Annotated in this window: 28 protein-coding genes; all 28 read left to right on the top strand. The window is 56.7% G+C overall.

Translation table 11 applies throughout. The annotated features are described in order from the left end of the window. The first annotated feature begins 111 nt into the window (after positions 1–111). The 28 genes from rpsL to rpsM all read left to right on the top strand — a co-directional run bounded on the left by rpsL (position 112) and on the right by rpsM (position 15,798). Positions 112–483: a 30S ribosomal protein S12 gene (gene rpsL, locus KSS94_RS02580; protein WP_003255492.1), complete on the top strand. Its 372-nt coding sequence runs from the start codon at positions 112–114 to the stop codon at positions 481–483. Positions 484–589: 106 nt separating this feature from the next. After that, a complete protein-coding gene (gene rpsG, locus KSS94_RS02585; RefSeq protein WP_003246741.1) occupies positions 590–1,060 on the top strand; it encodes a 30S ribosomal protein S7 in 471 nt (156 codons plus the stop codon). A 30-nt stretch (positions 1,061–1,090) separates the two neighbouring features. Then, positions 1,091–3,238, top strand: coding sequence for an elongation factor G (gene fusA / locus KSS94_RS02590; RefSeq protein ID WP_217841535.1), 2,148 nt, complete (start codon positions 1,091–1,093; stop codon positions 3,236–3,238). A gap of 31 nt (positions 3,239–3,269) precedes the next feature. Then, positions 3,270–4,463, top strand: a complete 1,194-nt coding sequence (gene tuf, locus KSS94_RS02595) for an elongation factor Tu (protein WP_010951775.1) — start codon at positions 3,270–3,272, stop codon at positions 4,461–4,463. Between the two features lie 141 nt (positions 4,464–4,604). Then, complete coding sequence (gene rpsJ, locus KSS94_RS02600) at positions 4,605–4,916, top strand: 30S ribosomal protein S10 (RefSeq protein ID WP_003186070.1); 312 nt, start codon at positions 4,605–4,607, stop codon at positions 4,914–4,916. Positions 4,917–4,996: 80 nt separating this feature from the next. Further along, positions 4,997–5,632, top strand: a complete 636-nt coding sequence (gene rplC / locus KSS94_RS02605) for a 50S ribosomal protein L3 (protein WP_011531887.1) — start codon at positions 4,997–4,999, stop codon at positions 5,630–5,632. A gap of 12 nt (positions 5,633–5,644) precedes the next feature. After that, entirely contained in the window at positions 5,645–6,247 is a 603-nt protein-coding gene (rplD, locus tag KSS94_RS02610) for a 50S ribosomal protein L4 (RefSeq protein WP_003255485.1), read from the top strand. Then, complete coding sequence (rplW, locus tag KSS94_RS02615; RefSeq protein ID WP_003255484.1) at positions 6,244–6,543, top strand: 50S ribosomal protein L23; 300 nt, start codon at positions 6,244–6,246, stop codon at positions 6,541–6,543. Before rplD ends, rplW begins: the two co-directional genes overlap by 4 nt. Positions 6,544–6,557: 14 nt before the next feature. Then, a complete protein-coding gene (gene rplB, locus KSS94_RS02620; RefSeq protein WP_217841536.1) occupies positions 6,558–7,382 on the top strand; it encodes a 50S ribosomal protein L2 in 825 nt (274 codons plus the stop codon). 16 nt (positions 7,383–7,398) lie between these two features. Beyond that, on the top strand, positions 7,399–7,674 hold the full coding sequence (gene rpsS, locus KSS94_RS02625; protein ID WP_003255482.1) for a 30S ribosomal protein S19: 276 nt from the start codon (positions 7,399–7,401) through the stop codon (positions 7,672–7,674). Between the two features lie 11 nt (positions 7,675–7,685). Next, positions 7,686–8,018 carry a 50S ribosomal protein L22 gene (gene rplV / locus KSS94_RS02630; protein ID WP_003103908.1) on the top strand — a complete coding sequence of 111 codons (333 nt, stop codon included), beginning with the start codon at positions 7,686–7,688 and terminating at the stop codon, positions 8,016–8,018. 13 nt (positions 8,019–8,031) lie between these two features. Beyond that, complete coding sequence (gene rpsC, locus KSS94_RS02635; RefSeq protein ID WP_003255481.1) at positions 8,032–8,718, top strand: 30S ribosomal protein S3; 687 nt, start codon at positions 8,032–8,034, stop codon at positions 8,716–8,718. Positions 8,719–8,730: 12 nt separating this feature from the next. Then, complete coding sequence (rplP, locus tag KSS94_RS02640) at positions 8,731–9,144, top strand: 50S ribosomal protein L16 (RefSeq protein ID WP_009397508.1); 414 nt, start codon at positions 8,731–8,733, stop codon at positions 9,142–9,144. Beyond that, positions 9,144–9,335 carry a 50S ribosomal protein L29 gene (gene rpmC / locus KSS94_RS02645; protein WP_002555481.1) on the top strand — a complete coding sequence of 64 codons (192 nt, stop codon included), beginning with the start codon at positions 9,144–9,146 and terminating at the stop codon, positions 9,333–9,335. The genes rplP and rpmC overlap by 1 nt, the downstream gene beginning before the upstream one ends. A gap of 2 nt (positions 9,336–9,337) precedes the next feature. Next, a complete protein-coding gene (rpsQ, locus tag KSS94_RS02650; protein ID WP_008089812.1) occupies positions 9,338–9,604 on the top strand; it encodes a 30S ribosomal protein S17 in 267 nt (88 codons plus the stop codon). A gap of 23 nt (positions 9,605–9,627) precedes the next feature. Beyond that, positions 9,628–9,996 carry a 50S ribosomal protein L14 gene (gene rplN, locus KSS94_RS02655; RefSeq protein WP_008089810.1) on the top strand — a complete coding sequence of 123 codons (369 nt, stop codon included), beginning with the start codon at positions 9,628–9,630 and terminating at the stop codon, positions 9,994–9,996. An 11-nt stretch (positions 9,997–10,007) separates the two neighbouring features. Further along, on the top strand, positions 10,008–10,322 hold the full coding sequence (gene rplX, locus KSS94_RS02660) for a 50S ribosomal protein L24 (protein WP_003255476.1): 315 nt from the start codon (positions 10,008–10,010) through the stop codon (positions 10,320–10,322). A gap of 20 nt (positions 10,323–10,342) precedes the next feature. Then, positions 10,343–10,882 carry a 50S ribosomal protein L5 gene (gene rplE / locus KSS94_RS02665; RefSeq protein ID WP_012316517.1) on the top strand — a complete coding sequence of 180 codons (540 nt, stop codon included), beginning with the start codon at positions 10,343–10,345 and terminating at the stop codon, positions 10,880–10,882. 13 nt (positions 10,883–10,895) lie between these two features. Beyond that, positions 10,896–11,201, top strand: a complete 306-nt coding sequence (gene rpsN / locus KSS94_RS02670; protein WP_011531890.1) for a 30S ribosomal protein S14 — start codon at positions 10,896–10,898, stop codon at positions 11,199–11,201. A gap of 209 nt (positions 11,202–11,410) precedes the next feature. Further along, positions 11,411–11,803 (top strand): 30S ribosomal protein S8, encoded by a 393-nt coding sequence (gene rpsH, locus KSS94_RS02675; RefSeq protein ID WP_217841537.1) that lies wholly within the window; start codon positions 11,411–11,413, stop codon positions 11,801–11,803. A 12-nt stretch (positions 11,804–11,815) separates the two neighbouring features. Beyond that, positions 11,816–12,349: a 50S ribosomal protein L6 gene (gene rplF, locus KSS94_RS02680; RefSeq protein ID WP_217841538.1), complete on the top strand. Its 534-nt coding sequence runs from the start codon at positions 11,816–11,818 to the stop codon at positions 12,347–12,349. A gap of 10 nt (positions 12,350–12,359) precedes the next feature. Beyond that, a complete protein-coding gene (gene rplR, locus KSS94_RS02685) occupies positions 12,360–12,710 on the top strand; it encodes a 50S ribosomal protein L18 (RefSeq protein WP_029614571.1) in 351 nt (116 codons plus the stop codon). A 3-nt stretch (positions 12,711–12,713) separates the two neighbouring features. After that, the gene (rpsE, locus tag KSS94_RS02690) at positions 12,714–13,214 is read left to right on the top strand and encodes a 30S ribosomal protein S5 (protein ID WP_011531894.1); all 501 of its coding nucleotides are present in this window, start codon (positions 12,714–12,716) and stop codon (positions 13,212–13,214) included. 2 nt (positions 13,215–13,216) lie between these two features. After that, entirely contained in the window at positions 13,217–13,393 is a 177-nt protein-coding gene (gene rpmD, locus KSS94_RS02695) for a 50S ribosomal protein L30 (protein ID WP_011531895.1), read from the top strand. Between the two features lie 3 nt (positions 13,394–13,396). Beyond that, a complete protein-coding gene (rplO, locus tag KSS94_RS02700) occupies positions 13,397–13,831 on the top strand; it encodes a 50S ribosomal protein L15 (protein ID WP_011531896.1) in 435 nt (144 codons plus the stop codon). Next, on the top strand, positions 13,832–15,163 hold the full coding sequence (gene secY, locus KSS94_RS02705; protein ID WP_003255459.1) for a preprotein translocase subunit SecY: 1,332 nt from the start codon (positions 13,832–13,834) through the stop codon (positions 15,161–15,163). A gap of 30 nt (positions 15,164–15,193) precedes the next feature. Continuing rightward, positions 15,194–15,310 carry a 50S ribosomal protein L36 gene (gene rpmJ / locus KSS94_RS02710; protein ID WP_011531897.1) on the top strand — a complete coding sequence of 39 codons (117 nt, stop codon included), beginning with the start codon at positions 15,194–15,196 and terminating at the stop codon, positions 15,308–15,310. 131 nt (positions 15,311–15,441) lie between these two features. After that, complete coding sequence (gene rpsM / locus KSS94_RS02715; RefSeq protein WP_217841539.1) at positions 15,442–15,798, top strand: 30S ribosomal protein S13; 357 nt, start codon at positions 15,442–15,444, stop codon at positions 15,796–15,798. Positions 15,799–15,807: the final 9 nt, after the last annotated feature.

Genomic DNA, 15,807 nt, shown 5'->3' on the forward strand with positions numbered 1-15,807 from the left:
CAAGATCCTCTTTAGACTTTTGTACCCTTAAATTTGGTGAGGCTCCGTCTCGCCAATTTTTGGCTTTCTTGCAAGACAATAGAGTCGCAAGACAATCAGTGGAGCTAGTAGATGGCAACTATCAACCAGCTGGTACGTCAGCCGCGCAAGCGTTCGGTCGAAAAGTCCGACGTTCCTGCGCTGCAGAACTGCCCGCAACGTCGTGGCGTGTGCACCCGCGTGTACACCACTACGCCGAAAAAACCTAACTCGGCACTGCGTAAAGTTTGCCGTGTGCGTCTGACCAACGGTTTCGAGGTTTCCTCGTACATCGGCGGTGAAGGCCACAACCTGCAAGAGCACAGCGTCGTCCTGATCCGTGGCGGCCGTGTAAAAGACTTGCCAGGTGTTCGTTACCACACCGTTCGCGGCTCTCTGGATACTTCGGGCGTCAAAGGCCGTAACCAGGGCCGTTCGAAGTACGGTACCAAGCGTCCGAAGTAATCGGTCGTTTGCAGACATCCATTTTTTTGAGTCGATAAGAGTAAGGTCGGGCAGGGGTCGAAGACCCGCGTCCCGGGCTAACCTGAAGACCGTTTGAGGGCTTATCATGCCAAGACGTCGTGTAGCAGCAAAACGTGAGATCCTTGACGATCCGAAGTACGGATCCCAGATCCTCGCCAAGTTCATGAACCACGTGATGGAAAGCGGCAAGAAGGCCGTAGCCGAGCGCATCGTTTACGGTGCCCTGGATACCGTCAAAGCACGCAAGAACAGCGACCCCCTGGAAATCTTCGAGAAAGCTCTCGACGCCATCGCTCCGCTGGTCGAAGTAAAGTCCCGCCGTGTCGGCGGTGCCACTTACCAGGTTCCGGTTGAAGTTCGTCCATCCCGTCGTAACGCTCTGGCAATGCGCTGGCTCGTAGACTACGCCCGCAAGCGCGGCGAGAAGTCGATGGCCCTGCGTCTGGCCGGCGAACTGCTGGATGCTGCCGAAGGCAAAGGTGCTGCAGTCAAGAAGCGTGAAGACGTTCACCGTATGGCTGAAGCCAACAAAGCGTTCTCGCACTACCGCTTCTAATTCAAGCATCAATCATTTTGCGAGGGCTTTATGGCTCGTACTACAGCAATTAACCGCTACCGTAACATTGGTATCTGCGCCCACGTTGACGCGGGCAAGACCACCACTACCGAGCGGATCCTGTTCTACACAGGTCTGAGCCACAAGATGGGCGAGGTGCACGACGGCGCCGCGACCACCGACTGGATGGTGCAGGAGCAGGAGCGCGGTATCACCATTACCTCCGCTGCCGTTACCACCTTCTGGAAAGGTTCCCGTGGTCAGTACGACAACTACCGCGTAAACGTCATCGATACCCCCGGCCACGTTGACTTCACCATTGAAGTAGAGCGTTCGCTGCGTGTACTCGACGGCGCGGTCGTTGTGTTCTGCGGTACTTCCGGCGTTGAGCCACAGTCCGAAACCGTATGGCGTCAGGCCAACAAGTACGGCGTTCCACGTGTTGTCTACGTGAACAAGATGGACCGTGCTGGTGCCAACTTCCTGCGCGTTATCGGTCAGATCAAGAATCGTCTGGGTCACACCCCGGTTCCGGTCCAGCTGGCTATCGGTGCGGAAGACGACTTCCAGGGTCAGGTTGACCTGATCAAGATGAAAGCCATCTACTGGAACGACGACGACAAGGGTACTACCTACCGCGAGGAAGAGATTCCTGCTGAGCTGGTGGACCTGGCCAACGAATGGCGCAGCAACATGGTCGAGGCTGCTGCCGAGGCCAACGAAGAGCTGATGAACAAGTACCTTGAAGAAGGTGACCTGTCCATCGAAGACATCAAGGCTGGTCTGCGCGCCCGTACCCTGGCGAGCGAGATCGTTCCTGCTGTCTGCGGTTCCTCGTTCAAGAACAAGGGCGTTCCCCTGGTTCTCGACGCCGTTATCGATTTCCTGCCTGCGCCAACCGAGATCCCTGCGATCAAGGGTATCCACCCTGATCTGATCGACGTGCCGAAGGACGAAGTCACTCCAGAGCAGTACGACGAGCGTCCTGCTGACGACAACGAGCCGTTCTCGGCCCTGGCGTTCAAGATTGCCACCGACCCGTTCGTTGGTACTCTGACCTTCGTTCGCGTTTACTCGGGCTTCCTGACCTCCGGTGACTCCGTCATCAACTCGGTCAAGGGTAAGAAAGAGCGCGTTGGTCGTATGGTTCAGATGCACGCCAACCAGCGTGAAGAGATCAAAGAAGTACGCGCTGGCGACATCGCTGCTCTGATCGGCATGAAGGACGTCACCACCGGTGACACCCTGTGCAACGCCGACAAGCCGATCATCCTCGAGCGTATGGACTTCCCTGAGCCGGTAATTTCGCTCTCCGTAGAGCCGAAAACCAAGGCTGACCAGGAGAAGATGGGTATCGCACTGGGCAAGCTGGCCCAGGAAGACCCGTCGTTCCGCGTCAAGACCGACGAAGAAACCGGCCAGACCATCATCTCCGGTATGGGTGAGCTGCACCTGGACATCCTCGTTGACCGCATGAAGCGCGAGTTCAACGTCGAGTGCAACGTCGGCAAGCCGCAGGTTTCGTACCGCGAGAAGATCACCAAGTCCAACGTCGAAATCGAAGGTAAGTTCGTTCGTCAGTCGGGTGGTCGTGGTCAGTTCGGTCACTGCTGGATCCGTTTCTCGGAGCCAGAGCAGGACGAGAAGGGCAACATCACCGAAGGTCTGGTGTTCTCCAACGAAGTCGTTGGTGGCGTGATTCCTAAGGAATTCATCGCCCCGATCCAGAAGGGTATCGAAGAGCAGATGAAGAACGGCGTTGTCGCCGGTTATCCTCTGATCGGCCTGAAGGCCACGGTATTCGACGGTTCGTACCACGATGTCGACTCCAACGAAATGGCGTTCAAAATCGCTGCTTCGATGGCAACCAAGCAACTGGCCCAGAAGGGCGGTGGCGTGGTGCTTGAGCCGATCATGAAGGTCGAAGTTGTAACCCCGGAAGACTACCTGGGTGACGTGATGGGTGACCTGAGCCGTCGTCGTGGGATGATCCAGGGTAATGAAGACTCGGTGTCCGGCAAGGTAATCACTGCTGAGGTACCGCTGGGAGAGATGTTCGGTTACGCGACCGACGTTCGTTCCATGTCTCAGGGTCGCGCAAGCTACTCCATGGAATTCTCGAAATACGCTGAAGCTCCGTCGAACATCGTCGAAGCTCTCATTAAAAAACAAGGCTGATTCAGCCCCTTTAGGCTAGGAGTTCACTGTCGTGGCTAAAGAAAAATTTGACCGTTCCCTTCCCCACGTTAACGTCGGCACCATCGGCCACGTTGACCACGGTAAGACCACTCTGACTGCAGCTCTGACCCGCGTCTGCTCCGAAGTTTTCGGTTCGGCCGTTGTTGAGTTCGACAAGATCGACTCGGCTCCAGAAGAGAAAGCGCGCGGTATCACCATCAACACCGCTCACGTCGAGTACAACTCGAACATTCGTCACTACGCTCACGTTGACTGCCCAGGTCACGCTGACTACGTGAAGAACATGATCACCGGTGCTGCCCAGATGGACGGCGCGATCCTGGTTTGCTCGGCCGCCGATGGTCCGATGCCACAAACCCGTGAGCACATCCTGCTGTCCCGTCAGGTTGGCGTTCCGTACATCGTGGTCTTCCTGAACAAGGCTGACCTGGTAGACGACGCTGAGCTGCTGGAACTGGTCGAGATGGAAGTTCGCGACCTGCTGTCCACCTACGACTTCCCAGGCGACGACACCCCGATCATCATCGGTTCGGCTCGTATGGCTCTGGAAGGCAAAGACGACAACGAAATGGGCACTACCGCTGTCAAGAAGCTGGTAGAAACTCTGGATGCCTACATCCCTGAGCCAGTTCGTGCCATCGACCAGCCGTTCCTGATGCCGATCGAAGACGTATTCTCGATCTCGGGTCGTGGTACCGTTGTTACCGGCCGTATCGAGCGTGGTATCGTCCGCGTTCAAGATCCGCTGGAAATCGTTGGTCTGCGTGACACCACCACCACCACCTGCACCGGCGTTGAGATGTTCCGCAAGCTGCTGGACGAAGGTCGTGCTGGCGAGAACTGCGGCGTCCTGCTGCGTGGTACCAAGCGTGACGACGTTGAGCGTGGCCAGGTTCTGGTCAAGCCAGGTTCGGTCAAGCCGCACACCAAGTTCACCGCAGAAGTCTACGTCCTGTCGAAGGAAGAAGGCGGCCGTCACACTCCGTTCTTCAAAGGCTACCGTCCTCAGTTCTACTTCCGTACCACTGACGTGACCGGTAACTGCGAACTGCCGGAAGGCGTTGAAATGGTAATGCCAGGTGACAACATCCAGATGACTGTCACTCTGATCAAGACCATCGCGATGGAAGACGGTCTGCGCTTCGCCATCCGTGAAGGCGGTCGTACCGTCGGCGCCGGCGTCGTAGCCAAAATCATCGAGTAATCACTCGACCGATTGAAAAAACCCCCGCTCAGCGGGGGTTTTTTTTATTGGGTTGACACTAAATTGGGGCGTCTATAGAATCACGCCTCCTTTTAGCGGGCGTAGTGCGTCCGTTGGGAACAGCCTGGAGTCTGAAATCCAATGCAAAATCAGCAAATCCGTATCAGGTTGAAGGCTTTCGACCATCGCCTGATCGACCAATCCACCCAGGAAATCGTGGAAACCGCGAAACGTACTGGTGCACAAGTGCGTGGTCCAATTCCACTGCCTACCCGCAAAGAGCGTTTCACCGTTCTGGTCTCCCCGCACGTCAACAAAGACGCGCGTGACCAGTACGAGATTCGCACTCATAAGCGTGTTCTGGACATCGTCCAGCCAACGGATAAAACCGTTGACGCGCTGATGAAGCTCGATCTGGCGGCCGGTGTGGAAGTGCAGATCAGCCTCGGCTAAGACTTCGGTCTGGTCGTGTAACGCTCTGAAATGGGCGGCCATAGCGGGTGAAAGCCCCGTACACTCATGAGGTTTACAACATGACTATTGGTGTAGTCGGTCGAAAAGCGGGTATGACCCGTATTTTCACCGAAGAAGGTGTCTCCATTCCGGTCACGGTCATCGAGATCGAGCCGAATCGCGTCACCCAGTTCAAAACCGAAGAAACTGATGGCTACCGTGCAGTGCAAGTCACTGTCGGCGAGCGTCGTGCTTCGCGCGTGACCGCCGCTCAGGCAGGCCACTTTGCCAAGGCCAACGTTGCCGCTGGTCGCGGTGTCTGGGAGTTCCGTCTTGAAGAAGGCGATTTCCAGGCTGGCGATCTGATCAAAGCTGAACTCTTCACTGCAGGCCAGCTGGTAGACGTAACCGGTCAGTCCAAAGGTAAAGGCTTCGCCGGTACCATCAAGCGTTGGAACTTCCGTGGTCAAGATAACACCCACGGTAACTCCGTATCGCACCGTGTCCCTGGCTCCATCGGCCAGTGCCAGACTCCTGGTCGTGTATTCAAGGGCAAGAAAATGTCCGGTCACATGGGCGCTGAGCGCGTGACTGTGCAGTCCCTGGAAGTAGTACGCGTAGACGCTGAACGCAACCTGCTGCTGATCAAGGGTGCCGTTCCAGGCGCTACTGGCGGCGACGTGGTTGTGCGTCCAGCTGTCAAGGCTCGCGGGTAAGGGGAAACTGACATGCAACTTAATGTAAATGACGCTCAGGCGATCGAAGTTTCCGAACTGACTTTCGGTGGCGAATTCAACGAGACGCTGGTTCACCAAGCAGTCGTGGCCTACATGGCTGGCGGCCGTCAGGGTACCAAGCAGCAGAAGACCCGTTCTGACGTGGCCGGTGGCGGTAAGCGCCCATGGCGTCAGAAAGGTACTGGCCGTGCTCGTGCCGGTACTACCCGTGGTCCGATCTGGCGTGGCGGTGGTGTAACCTTCGCAGCTCGTCCTCAGGATCACTCGCAAAAGCTCAACAAGAAGATGTACCGCGCTGCCCTGCGCTCCATCCTCGCCGAGCTGGTGCGTAGCGACCGTCTGGTCGTGGTTCAGGACTTCGCTGTTGAAGCCCCGAAAACCAAGGACCTGCTGAACAAGCTGAACGGCATGGGTCTGAGCGATGTTCTCATCGTTTCGGATGCTGTTGATCAGAACCTGTACCTGGCTGCTCGCAACCTGCCGCACGTCGATGTACGTGACGTTCAAGGTTCCGACCCGGTCAGTCTGATCGCATACGAGAAGGTGTTGATCACCGTCTCGGCCGTGAAGAAATTCGAGGAGCTGCTGGGATGAACCAGGAACGCGTATTCAAAGTCCTCCTTGGCCCGCACGTTTCCGAGAAGGCTACCGTTCTGGCTGAGAAAAAAGGCCAGTTCGTATTCAAGGTTGCTACCGATGCAACCAAGCTGGAAATCAAGAAAGCTGTCGAAGGCCTGTTCAACGTAAAAGTTGAAAACGTGTCGACTGTTAACGTTCTGGGTAAAACCAAGCGTACCGCACGTGGTCTGGGCAAGCGTAATGACTGGAAGAAGGCGATCGTCTCCCTTCAGCCAGGCCAAGATCTCGATTTCAGCAGCAGTGCTGAGTAAGGAAGGGGTGCATCATGGCAATCGTTAAATGCAAACCGACTTCCCCTGGCCGCCGTTTTGTGGTCAAGGTGGTCAACAAGGAGCTGCACAAAGGCGCTCCTCACGCACCGCTGCTCGAGAAAAAATCGAAGTCTGGTGGTCGTAACAACAATGGCCGCATCACCACTCGTCACGTTGGTGGTGGTCATAAGCAGCATTACCGTCTGGTTGACTTCCGTCGCAACGACAAAGATGGCATCCCTGCCACTGTCGAGCGTATCGAATACGACCCGAACCGTACTGCTCACATCGCCCTGCTGTGCTACGCAGACGGTGAGCGTCGCTACATCATCGCCCCTAAAGGCGTGAGTGCTGGCGACCAGCTGATCGCAGGTGCCCTGGCCCCAATCAAGGCCGGTAACTCCCTGCAGCTGCGCAACATCCCAGTAGGTAGCACCGTTCACGGCATCGAACTGAAGCCGGGTAAAGGTGCTCAGATCGCTCGTTCCGCTGGTGCTTCCGCTCAGCTGATCGCGCGTGAAGGCGTCTACGTGACTCTGCGTCTTCGCTCTGGCGAAATGCGTAAAGTGCTGGCTGAGTGCCGTGCGACCCTGGGCGAAGTCTCGAACTCCGAGCACAGCCTGCGTTCGCTGGGTAAAGCAGGTGCCAAACGCTGGCGCGGCGTTCGCCCAACCGTTCGTGGTGTTGCCATGAACCCGGTTGACCACCCGCATGGTGGTGGTGAAGGTCGTACCTCCGGTGGTCGTCATCCGGTATCGCCATGGGGCTTCCCAACCAAGGGTGCTAAAACCCGCGGTAATAAGCGTACCGACAACATGATCGTCCGTCGTCGCAAGTAACTAGAGGGATACGACAGTGCCACGTTCTCTGAAAAAAGGTCCTTTTATCGATCTTCACCTGTTGAAGAAGGTCGAAGTGGCGGTGGAGAAGAACGATCGCAAGCCAGTTAAAACCTGGTCGCGCCGTTCGATGATCCTGCCACAAATGGTCGGTCTGACCATCGCGGTACACAACGGTCGCCAACACGTCCCAGTTCTCGTGAACGAAGACATGGTCGGCCACAAACTGGGCGAGTTCGCCGGTACCCGCACCTACCGCGGGCACGTGGCTGACAAGAAAGCCAAGCGTTAAGGGGTAAGGAAATGGAAGTAGCCGCTAAGTTGTCGGGCGCTCGCATCTCCGCCCAGAAAGCCCGCTTGGTCGCCGACCAGATCCGCGGGAAGAAGGTGGGCGAAGCGCTCAACCTGTTGGCCTTCAGCAGCAAAAAAGCCGCTGAAATCATGAAGAAAGTCCTCGAGTCGGCCGTTGCCAACGCCGAACACAACGAAGGCGCTGACGTTGATGACCTGAAGGTCTCCACCGTCTTCGTCAACGAAGGGCGTTCGCTGAAGCGCATCATGCCACGTGCCAAAGGCCGTGCTGATCGCATCGTCAAGCGGTCTTGCCATATCACTGTCAAGGTTGCGGACAAGTAACGGAGTCGATCAGATGGGTCAGAAAGTACATCCCACTGGCATTCGCCTGGGAATCGTCAAGGAGCACACCTCCGTCTGGTATGCAGACGGCGCTACTTACGCAGATTACCTGTTGAAGGATCTGAAAACGCGTGAGTACCTCCAAGACAAACTAAAAAGCGCGTCCGTAAGCCGTATCGATATTCATCGTCCGGCTCAAACTGCACGCATCACCATCCACACTGCTCGTCCCGGTATCGTTATCGGCAAGAAAGGTGAAGATGTTGAGAAACTGCGTCAGGACCTGACCAAGCAGATGGGTGTGCCTGTGCACATCAACATCGAAGAGATCCGCAAGCCGGAACTCGACGCCATGCTGGTTGCTCAGAGCGTTGCCCAGCAGCTGGAGCGCCGCGTTATGTTCCGTCGCGCCATGAAGCGCGCCGTGCAGAACGCCATGCGTATTGGTGCCAAAGGCATCAAGATCCAGGTGAGCGGTCGTCTCGGCGGTGCCGAGATCGCACGTACCGAGTGGTATCGCGAAGGTCGTGTGCCTCTGCACACCCTGCGTGCCGATATCGACTACAACACCTACGAAGCTCACACCACCTACGGTGTGATCGGTGTGAAGGTTTGGATCTTCAAAGGCGAAGTAATTGGTGGTCGCCAAGAAGAGCTGAAGCCTCAAGCACCAGCGCCTCGTAAAAAAGCTGCTAAGTAAGGGGTACGCCAAATGTTGCAACCAAAGCGTACAAAATTCCGCAAGCAGATGACCGGCCACAACCGTGGTCTGGCACTGCGCGGTAGCAAGGTCAGCTTCGGCGAGTTCGCTCTGAAAGCTGTCGCTCGCGGTCGTCTCACCGCCCGCCAGATCGAGTCGGCACGTCGTGCCCTGACCCGTCACGTAAAACGTGGCGGCAAGATCTGGATCCGTGTCTTCCCGGACAAGCCGGTTACCAAGAAGCCTCTCGAGGTTCGTATGGGTAAAGGTAAAGGTTCCGTGGAATACTGGGTTGCCCAGATCCAGCCAGGCAAAGTCCTGTACGAGATCGAGGGTGTTTCTGAAGAGCTGGCGCGCGAAGCTTTCGCCCTGGCTGCTGCAAAGCTGCCTCTCGCCACCTCCTTTGTTAAGCGGACGGTGATGTGATGAAAGCGAATGAACTTCGTGAAAAATCGGCACAGCAACTGAATGAGCAACTGCTCGGCTTGCTGCGCGACCAGTTCAATCTGCGTATGCAGAAAGCAACTGGCCAGTTGGGGCAGTCGCACCTGCTCTCGCAAGTTAAGCGTGACATCGCTCGCGTGAAAACTGTGCTCAACCAGCAGGCAGGTAAGTGATCATGGCTGAAGCTGAAAAAACCGTCCGTACGCTGACTGGCCGTGTCGTCAGCGACAAAATGGACAAGACCATCACCGTTCTGATCGAGCGTCGCGTAAAGCACCCGATCTACGGTAAATACGTTAAGCGTTCGACTAAGCTGCACGCGCACGACGAATCCAACCAGTGCAAGATCGGCGACAAGGTTTCCATCCGCGAAACCCGTCCGCTGGCCAAGACCAAGTCCTGGGCACTGGTTGAAGTCCTCGAACGCGCTGTTGAAGTCTAAGGGCTAAGGGTCGGAGAAATTTTATGATTCAGACTCAATCCATGCTCGATGTGGCCGATAACAGCGGCGCTCGTCGCGTCATGTGCATCAAGGTGCTCGGCGGTTCCCACCGCCGTTACGCCGGTATCGGTGACATCATCAAAGTAACCGTCAAGGAAGCAATTCCGCGCGGTAAGGTCAAAAAAGGCCAGGTGATGACCGCTGTTGTCGTCCGTACCCGTCACGGTGTACGTCGCGCTGACGGTTCCATCATTCGTTTCGACGGCAACGCTGCTGTTCTGCTGAACACCAAGCAAGAGCCGATCGGTACTCGCATCTTCGGGCCAGTGACCCGTGAGCTTCGCACTGAGAAGTTCATGAAGATCGTCTCGCTCGCCCCTGAAGTGCTCTAAGGAGATCCGACATGCAAAAGATTCGTCGTGACGACGAGATCATCGTGATCGCCGGCAAAGACAAGGGTAAGCGCGGTAAGGTGCTGAAGGTTCTGGCTGATGACCGTCTGGTTATCGGTGGCGTGAACCTGGTCAAGCGTCATACCAAGCCTAACCCGATGGCGGGCGTTCAGGGCGGTATCGTCGAGAAAGAAGCGCCTCTGCACGCTTCCAACGTTGCCATCTTCAACGGCGAAACCAACAAGGCTGACCGCGTTGGTTTCAAAGTAGAAGACGGTAAAAAAATTCGTGTCTTCAAGTCGACCCAAAAAGCGGTTGATGCTTGAACACTGCTAGGTAGAAGACCATGGCACGACTGAAAGAGATTTACCGGAACGAAATCGCTCCTAAGCTTAAGGAAGAACTTAAGCTGTCGAACGTGATGGAAGTTCCGCGCGTTACCAAGATCACCCTGAACATGGGTCTGGGCGAAGCGATCGGCGACAAGAAAGTCATCGAGCACGCTGTTGCCGACCTGGAAAAGATCACCGGTCAAAAGCCGGTCGTGACTTTCGCTCGCAAGTCCATCGCAGGCTTCAAAGTCCGCGAAGGCTGGCCGATCGGTGTCAAGGTGACCCTGCGTCGCGAAAAAATGTACGAGTTCCTGGACCGCCTGCTGGCGATCTCCCTGCCACGGGTTCGCGACTTCCGCGGCCTGAATGCCAAGTCCTTCGACGGTCGTGGCAACTACAGCATGGGCGTGAAAGAGCAGATCATCTTCCCGGAAATCGACTACGACAAGATCGATGCTCTGCGCGGTTTGGACATCACCCTGACCACCACTGCTCGTTCGGACGACGAAGGCCGCGCTCTGCTGCGTGCTTTCAAGTTCCCGTTCCGCAACTGATTGGAGTAGGAAAATGGCCAAGAAGAGCATGAAAAACCGCGAGCTGAAGCGTCAGCTCACGGTAGCCAAGTTCGCCAAAAAGCGTGCTGAGCTGAAAGCGACCATCGTCAACCTGAACGCCTCTCCTGAAGAGCGTTTCGCTGCCGTTGTCGCCCTGCAGAAGCAACCACGTGACGCCAGCGCCTCGCGCCTGCGCAACCGTTGCCGCCTGACCGGTCGTCCTCACGGTGTATACCGTAAGTTCGGCCTGGGCCGTAACAAGTTGCGCGAAGCTGCAATGCGCGGTGACGTGCCAGGTCTGGTCAAGGCTAGCTGGTAACACAGCTGGCGTGACCGCCGGCGGCGGGGGAGCAATCTTCCGACCGCCGGTGACCTCGCAAAGAAACAAGCCCCTATATGGGGCTTGTTTCGTTTCTGCCTTGTGTCTAGAATGACCGGCTCACCTGAGCCCGGGTTTTTTACCCTGCCTGCCCAGGTGGTTGTGATAGCCGCAAGGCTAATAATTCTTGTATCAGGAGCATCTAGCCCATGAGTATGCAGGACCCGTTAGCGGACATGCTAACTCGCATCCGTAATGCCCAGATGGCTGAAAAGCATGTCGTAAGCATGCCTTCTTCCACCCTGAAGGTCGCGGTTGCCAAAGTACTGAAAGACGAAGGTTACATCGCCAGCTACGAAGTGACCGGTGAAGCCAAGCCTTCCCTGTCGATCGAGCTGAAGTACTTCGAAGGCCGTCCGGTCATCGAAGAGCTGAAGCGTTCGAGCCGTCCTGGCCTGCGCCAGTACAAGGCCGTGACCGAGCTGCCAAAAGTACGTGGCGGCCTGGGCGTGTCTATTGTCTCCACCAACAAAGGTGTGATGACTGACCGCGCTGCGCGCGCTGCCGGTGTCGGCGGCGAAGTTCTGTGCACAGTGTTCTAAGGGGAGATAGGCATGTCTCGCGTCGCTAAGAACCCCGTTAAGCTGCCAGCAGGCGTCGAAGTCAAATTCGCCGGCCAGCAGCTTTCGGTGAAGGGTGCCAAGGGTACTCTCGAACTGAACGTTCACTCGTCTGTTGAAGTTACCGAAGAGTCTGGTGAGCTGCGTTTCGTTGCTCGCAACGGTGACCAGCAAGCTCGCGCCATGGCCGGTACCACCCGCGCCCTGGTGAACAACATGGTCCACGGCGTAAGCCAAGGCTTCGAGCGCAAGCTCCAGCTGGTCGGTGTTGGTTACAAGGCTCAGGCTAAGGGCACCATCCTGAACCTGGCTCTGGGCTTCTCGCACCCAGTGGATTACGAACTTCCAGCCGGCATCACCGCTGAAACCCCAAGCCAGACCGACATCCTGATCAAGGGTATCGACAAGCAGCTGGTGGGTCAGGTGGCCGCTGAAGTCCGCGGTTTCCGTCCGCCAGAGCCTTACAAGGGCAAGGGTGTGCGTTACGCGGATGAAGTAGTCCGTCGTAAAGAAGCCAAGAAGAAGTAGGGCCTAGCAAATGACCGACAAAAAAGTTACTCGACTGCGTCGCGCTCGCAAAGCACGCCTGAAAATGCACGAGCTCGAAGCCGTGCGTCTGTGCGTGTTCCGCTCCTCGCAGCACATCTACGCCCAGGTCATTTCGGCCGACGGCAGCAAGGTTCTGGCAAGCGCCTCGACCTTGGACAAAGACCTGCGTGATGGCGCCACCGGCAACATCGACGCGGCCACTAAGGTTGGCAAGCTGGTAGCTGAGCGCGCGAAAGCCGCCGGTGTATCTCAAGTTGCCTTTGACCGTTCCGGCTTCAAGTACCACGGCCGCGTCAAGGCGCTGGCTGATGCTGCTCGTGAAGGCGGGCTGGAGTTCTAAGTTATGGCAAATAACGATCAAAAGCGCGACGAAGGCTACATCGAGAAGCTGGTTCAAGTTAACCGCGTAGCTAAAACCGTAAAAGGCGGCCGTATCTTCACCTTCACCGCACTGACCGTGGTCGGTGATGGCAAAGGTCGTGTTGGCTTTGGCCGTGGCAAATCGCGCGAAGTACCAGCCGCGATCCAGAAAGCCATGGAAGCTGCTCGTCGCAACATGATTCAGGTTGACCTGAAAGGCACCACCCTGCAGTACGCCACCAAGGCCGCCCACGGCGCCTCGAAGGTATACATGCAGCCTGCCTCGGAAGGTACCGGTATCATCGCCGGCGGCGCAATGCGTGCCGTCCTGGAAGTTGCTGGTGTTCAGAACGTCCTGGCCAAGTGCTACGGTTCGACCAACCCGGTGAACGTGGTTCACGCCACTTTCAAGGGTCTGAAAGCCATGCAATCCCCTGAGTCCATTGCTGCCAAGCGCGGCAAGACTGTTGAGGAGATCTTCTGATCATGGCAACTGTAAAAGTAACGCTGATCAAGAGCGTCTCGGGCCGTATCCCTAACCACAAACTGTGCGTGAAGGGTCTGGGTCTGCGTCGCATCGGTCACACTGTAGAAGTCCAGGATACTCCCGAGAACCGCGGGATGATCAACAAGGCTTACTACATGCTGAAGGTCGAGGGTTAATCAATGAAACTCAATGATCTGAGTCCAGCGCCGGGTTCCCGTCGCGAGAAGCACCGTCCGGGCCGTGGTATCGGTAGCGGTCTGGGTAAGACCGGTGGCCGCGGCCACAAAGGTCAGACCTCCCGTTCCGGTGGCTCCATCGCTCCAGGCTTCGAAGGCGGTCAACAGCCGCTGCACCGTCGCCTGCCGAAGTTCGGCTTCGTTTCCCTGAAAGCCATGGATCGCGCCGAAGTGCGTCTGTCCGAGCTGGCCAAGGTGGAAGGCGATCTGATCACCGTTCAGTCCCTCAAGGACGCCAACGTGATCGGCCAGCACGTACAGCGCGTGAAAATCATGCTGTCGGGCGAAGTCACTCGCGCAGTCACCCTCAAGGGTATCGCCGTCACCAAAGGTGCACGTGCGGCTATCGAAGCAGCTGGCGGCAAGTTCGAGGAATAAATGGCTAAGCAAGGTGCTCTCTCTTCGCTCGGTAAGGGCGGGATGTCGGAACTCTGGGCTCGTCTGCGCTTTCTGTTCATGGCGATCATCGTCTATCGGATTGGCGCGCACATCCCGGTACCAGGCATTAACCCGGACCGTCTCGCGGATCTGTTCCGGCAGAATGAGGGGACCATTCTTAGCTTGTTCAACATGTTTTCCGGTGGTGCGCTGGAGCGCATGAGCATCTTTGCACTGGGGATCATGCCGTACATCTCGGCATCGATCATCATGCAGCTCATGACTGCTGTCAGCCCACAGCTGGAACAGTTGAAGAAGGAAGGTGAAGCTGGCCGTCGCAAGATCAGCCAGTACACCCGCTACGGCACCGTTATCCTGGCGCTGGTCCAAGCCATTGGCATGTCCATTGGCCTGGCCAACCAGGGCGTGGCGTTTTCTGCAGGCCTCGGCTTCCATGTCGTCGCCGTCTCCACCTTCGTGGCAGGCGCGATGTTCATGATGTGGCTGGGCGAGCAGATCACCGAGCGCGGTGTGGGCAACGGTATCTCGATGTTGATCTTCGCAGGTATCGTTGCCGGTCTTCCGAGAGCAATCGGGCAGTCTTTCGAGTCTGCACGCACAGGCGATATCAATATTTTCGCCCTGGTCGCAATCGGTTTGCTGGCAGTAGCGATTATCGGTTTCGTGGTGTTCATTGAGCGTGGTCAGCGTCGTATCGCCGTTCACTACGCCAAGCGTCAGCAGGGCCGCAAGGTCTTCGCTGCGCAGACCAGCCACTTGCCGCTGAAAGTGAACATGGCGGGCGTAATCCCGGCCATTTTCGCGAGCAGCATCTTGCTGTTCCCGGCTTCGCTGGGTGCCTGGTTCGGTCAGTCCGAAGGTATGGGCTGGCTGCAGGACATCTCGCAGTCGATCGCTCCTGGTCAGCCGTTGAACATTCTGCTGTTTAGTGCAGGGATCATTTTCTTCTGCTTCTTCTACACAGCGTTGATGTTCAACCCGAAAGACGTAGCGGAAAACCTGAAGAAGTCCGGTGCCTTTATTCCGGGTATCCGTCCTGGTGAGCAGTCGGCACGCTACATTGATGGCGTCCTGACCCGTTTGACCATGTTCGGTGCTCTATACATGATGGCCGTGTGCCTGCTGCCCCAGTTCCTGGTGGTGGCTGCAAACGTGCCGTTCTACCTTGGCGGGACCTCGTTGCTGATTGTGGTAGTGGTTGTGATGGACTTCATGTCCCAAGTACAATCGCACCTCGTTTCGCACCAGTACGAATCCCTGATGAAGAAAGCCAACCTGAAAGGCTACGGCGGCAGCGGTCTGCTGCGCTGATCTAGCCCCTTAAGGTTCGAGGAGTCGGTAATGAAAGTTCGTGCATCGGTGAAAAAGCTGTGCCGCAACTGCAAGATCATTCGTCGCGAAGGTATCGTTCGCGTGATCTGCAGCGCGGAACCGCGTCACAAGCAGCGCCAAGGCTGAGTGTGATCCGCGCTTCAAACCCAGCAGCTAGTGTGCTGCTGGGTTGATTATTCGTTTCTACAGCGATATTATCTCGCGCCCTATTTCTTGGCTTCCGGGGCGTAGGTAGCTGTCAATTGGAGTCCCACTGAATGGCCCGTATTGCAGGCGTCAACATTCCAGATAACAAGCATACTGTTATCTCGCTGACCTACATCTATGGTGTCGGTCGCACTACTGCGCAGAAAATCTGTGCAGACGCTGGTGTAAACCCAGCCGCAAAGATCAAGGATCTGAGCGACGAGCAAATCGAAACCCTGCGTGGCGAAGTCGCGAAGTTCACCACCGAAGGTGACCTGCGTCGCGAAATCAACATGAAGATCAAACGCTTGATGGACCTGGGTTGCTACCGCGGCCTGCGTCATCGTAAAGGTCTGCCGGTTCGCGGTCAGCGCACCAAGACCAACGCACGCACCCGTAAGGGCCCGCGTAAGCCGATCCGCAAGTAATCGCCCAGG

Origin of the sequence: Pseudomonas fakonensis (assembly GCF_019139895.1) — a bacterium.
Classification (GTDB): Bacteria; Pseudomonadota; Gammaproteobacteria; order Pseudomonadales; family Pseudomonadaceae; genus Aquipseudomonas; species Aquipseudomonas fakonensis.

Bases quoted from the DNA above. Each gene is read 5' to 3' on its own strand.
- rplP (WP_009397508.1), top strand. From the start codon at position 8,731: ATGTTGCAACCAAAGCGTACAAAATTCCGCAAGCAGATGACCGGCCAC.
- rpsG (WP_003246741.1), top strand. From the start codon at position 590: ATGCCAAGACGTCGTGTAGCAGCAAAACGTGAGATCCTTGACGATCCG.
- rplD (WP_003255485.1), top strand. From the start codon at position 5,645: ATGCAACTTAATGTAAATGACGCTCAGGCGATCGAAGTTTCCGAACTG.
- rpsN (WP_011531890.1), top strand. From the start codon at position 10,896: ATGGCCAAGAAGAGCATGAAAAACCGCGAGCTGAAGCGTCAGCTCACG.
- rpmJ (WP_011531897.1), top strand. From the start codon at position 15,194: ATGAAAGTTCGTGCATCGGTGAAAAAGCTGTGCCGCAACTGCAAGATC.
- rpsH (WP_217841537.1), top strand. From the start codon at position 11,411: ATGAGTATGCAGGACCCGTTAGCGGACATGCTAACTCGCATCCGTAAT.
- secY (WP_003255459.1), top strand. From the start codon at position 13,832: ATGGCTAAGCAAGGTGCTCTCTCTTCGCTCGGTAAGGGCGGGATGTCG.
- rplV (WP_003103908.1), top strand. From the start codon at position 7,686: ATGGAAGTAGCCGCTAAGTTGTCGGGCGCTCGCATCTCCGCCCAGAAA.
- rplX (WP_003255476.1), top strand. From the start codon at position 10,008: ATGCAAAAGATTCGTCGTGACGACGAGATCATCGTGATCGCCGGCAAA.
- rplO (WP_011531896.1), top strand. From the start codon at position 13,397: ATGAAACTCAATGATCTGAGTCCAGCGCCGGGTTCCCGTCGCGAGAAG.
- fusA (WP_217841535.1), top strand. From the start codon at position 1,091: ATGGCTCGTACTACAGCAATTAACCGCTACCGTAACATTGGTATCTGC.
- rplC (WP_011531887.1), top strand. From the start codon at position 4,997: ATGACTATTGGTGTAGTCGGTCGAAAAGCGGGTATGACCCGTATTTTC.
- rpsE (WP_011531894.1), top strand. From the start codon at position 12,714: ATGGCAAATAACGATCAAAAGCGCGACGAAGGCTACATCGAGAAGCTG.
- rpsM (WP_217841539.1), top strand. From the start codon at position 15,442: ATGGCCCGTATTGCAGGCGTCAACATTCCAGATAACAAGCATACTGTT.
- rpsC (WP_003255481.1), top strand. From the start codon at position 8,032: ATGGGTCAGAAAGTACATCCCACTGGCATTCGCCTGGGAATCGTCAAG.
- rplW (WP_003255484.1), top strand. From the start codon at position 6,244: ATGAACCAGGAACGCGTATTCAAAGTCCTCCTTGGCCCGCACGTTTCC.
- rpmC (WP_002555481.1), top strand. From the start codon at position 9,144: ATGAAAGCGAATGAACTTCGTGAAAAATCGGCACAGCAACTGAATGAG.
- rpmD (WP_011531895.1), top strand. From the start codon at position 13,217: ATGGCAACTGTAAAAGTAACGCTGATCAAGAGCGTCTCGGGCCGTATC.
- rpsJ (WP_003186070.1), top strand. From the start codon at position 4,605: ATGCAAAATCAGCAAATCCGTATCAGGTTGAAGGCTTTCGACCATCGC.
- rpsL (WP_003255492.1), top strand. From the start codon at position 112: ATGGCAACTATCAACCAGCTGGTACGTCAGCCGCGCAAGCGTTCGGTC.
- rplB (WP_217841536.1), top strand. From the start codon at position 6,558: ATGGCAATCGTTAAATGCAAACCGACTTCCCCTGGCCGCCGTTTTGTG.
- rplE (WP_012316517.1), top strand. From the start codon at position 10,343: ATGGCACGACTGAAAGAGATTTACCGGAACGAAATCGCTCCTAAGCTT.
- rplF (WP_217841538.1), top strand. From the start codon at position 11,816: ATGTCTCGCGTCGCTAAGAACCCCGTTAAGCTGCCAGCAGGCGTCGAA.
- rplR (WP_029614571.1), top strand. From the start codon at position 12,360: ATGACCGACAAAAAAGTTACTCGACTGCGTCGCGCTCGCAAAGCACGC.
- rpsQ (WP_008089812.1), top strand. From the start codon at position 9,338: ATGGCTGAAGCTGAAAAAACCGTCCGTACGCTGACTGGCCGTGTCGTC.
- rplN (WP_008089810.1), top strand. From the start codon at position 9,628: ATGATTCAGACTCAATCCATGCTCGATGTGGCCGATAACAGCGGCGCT.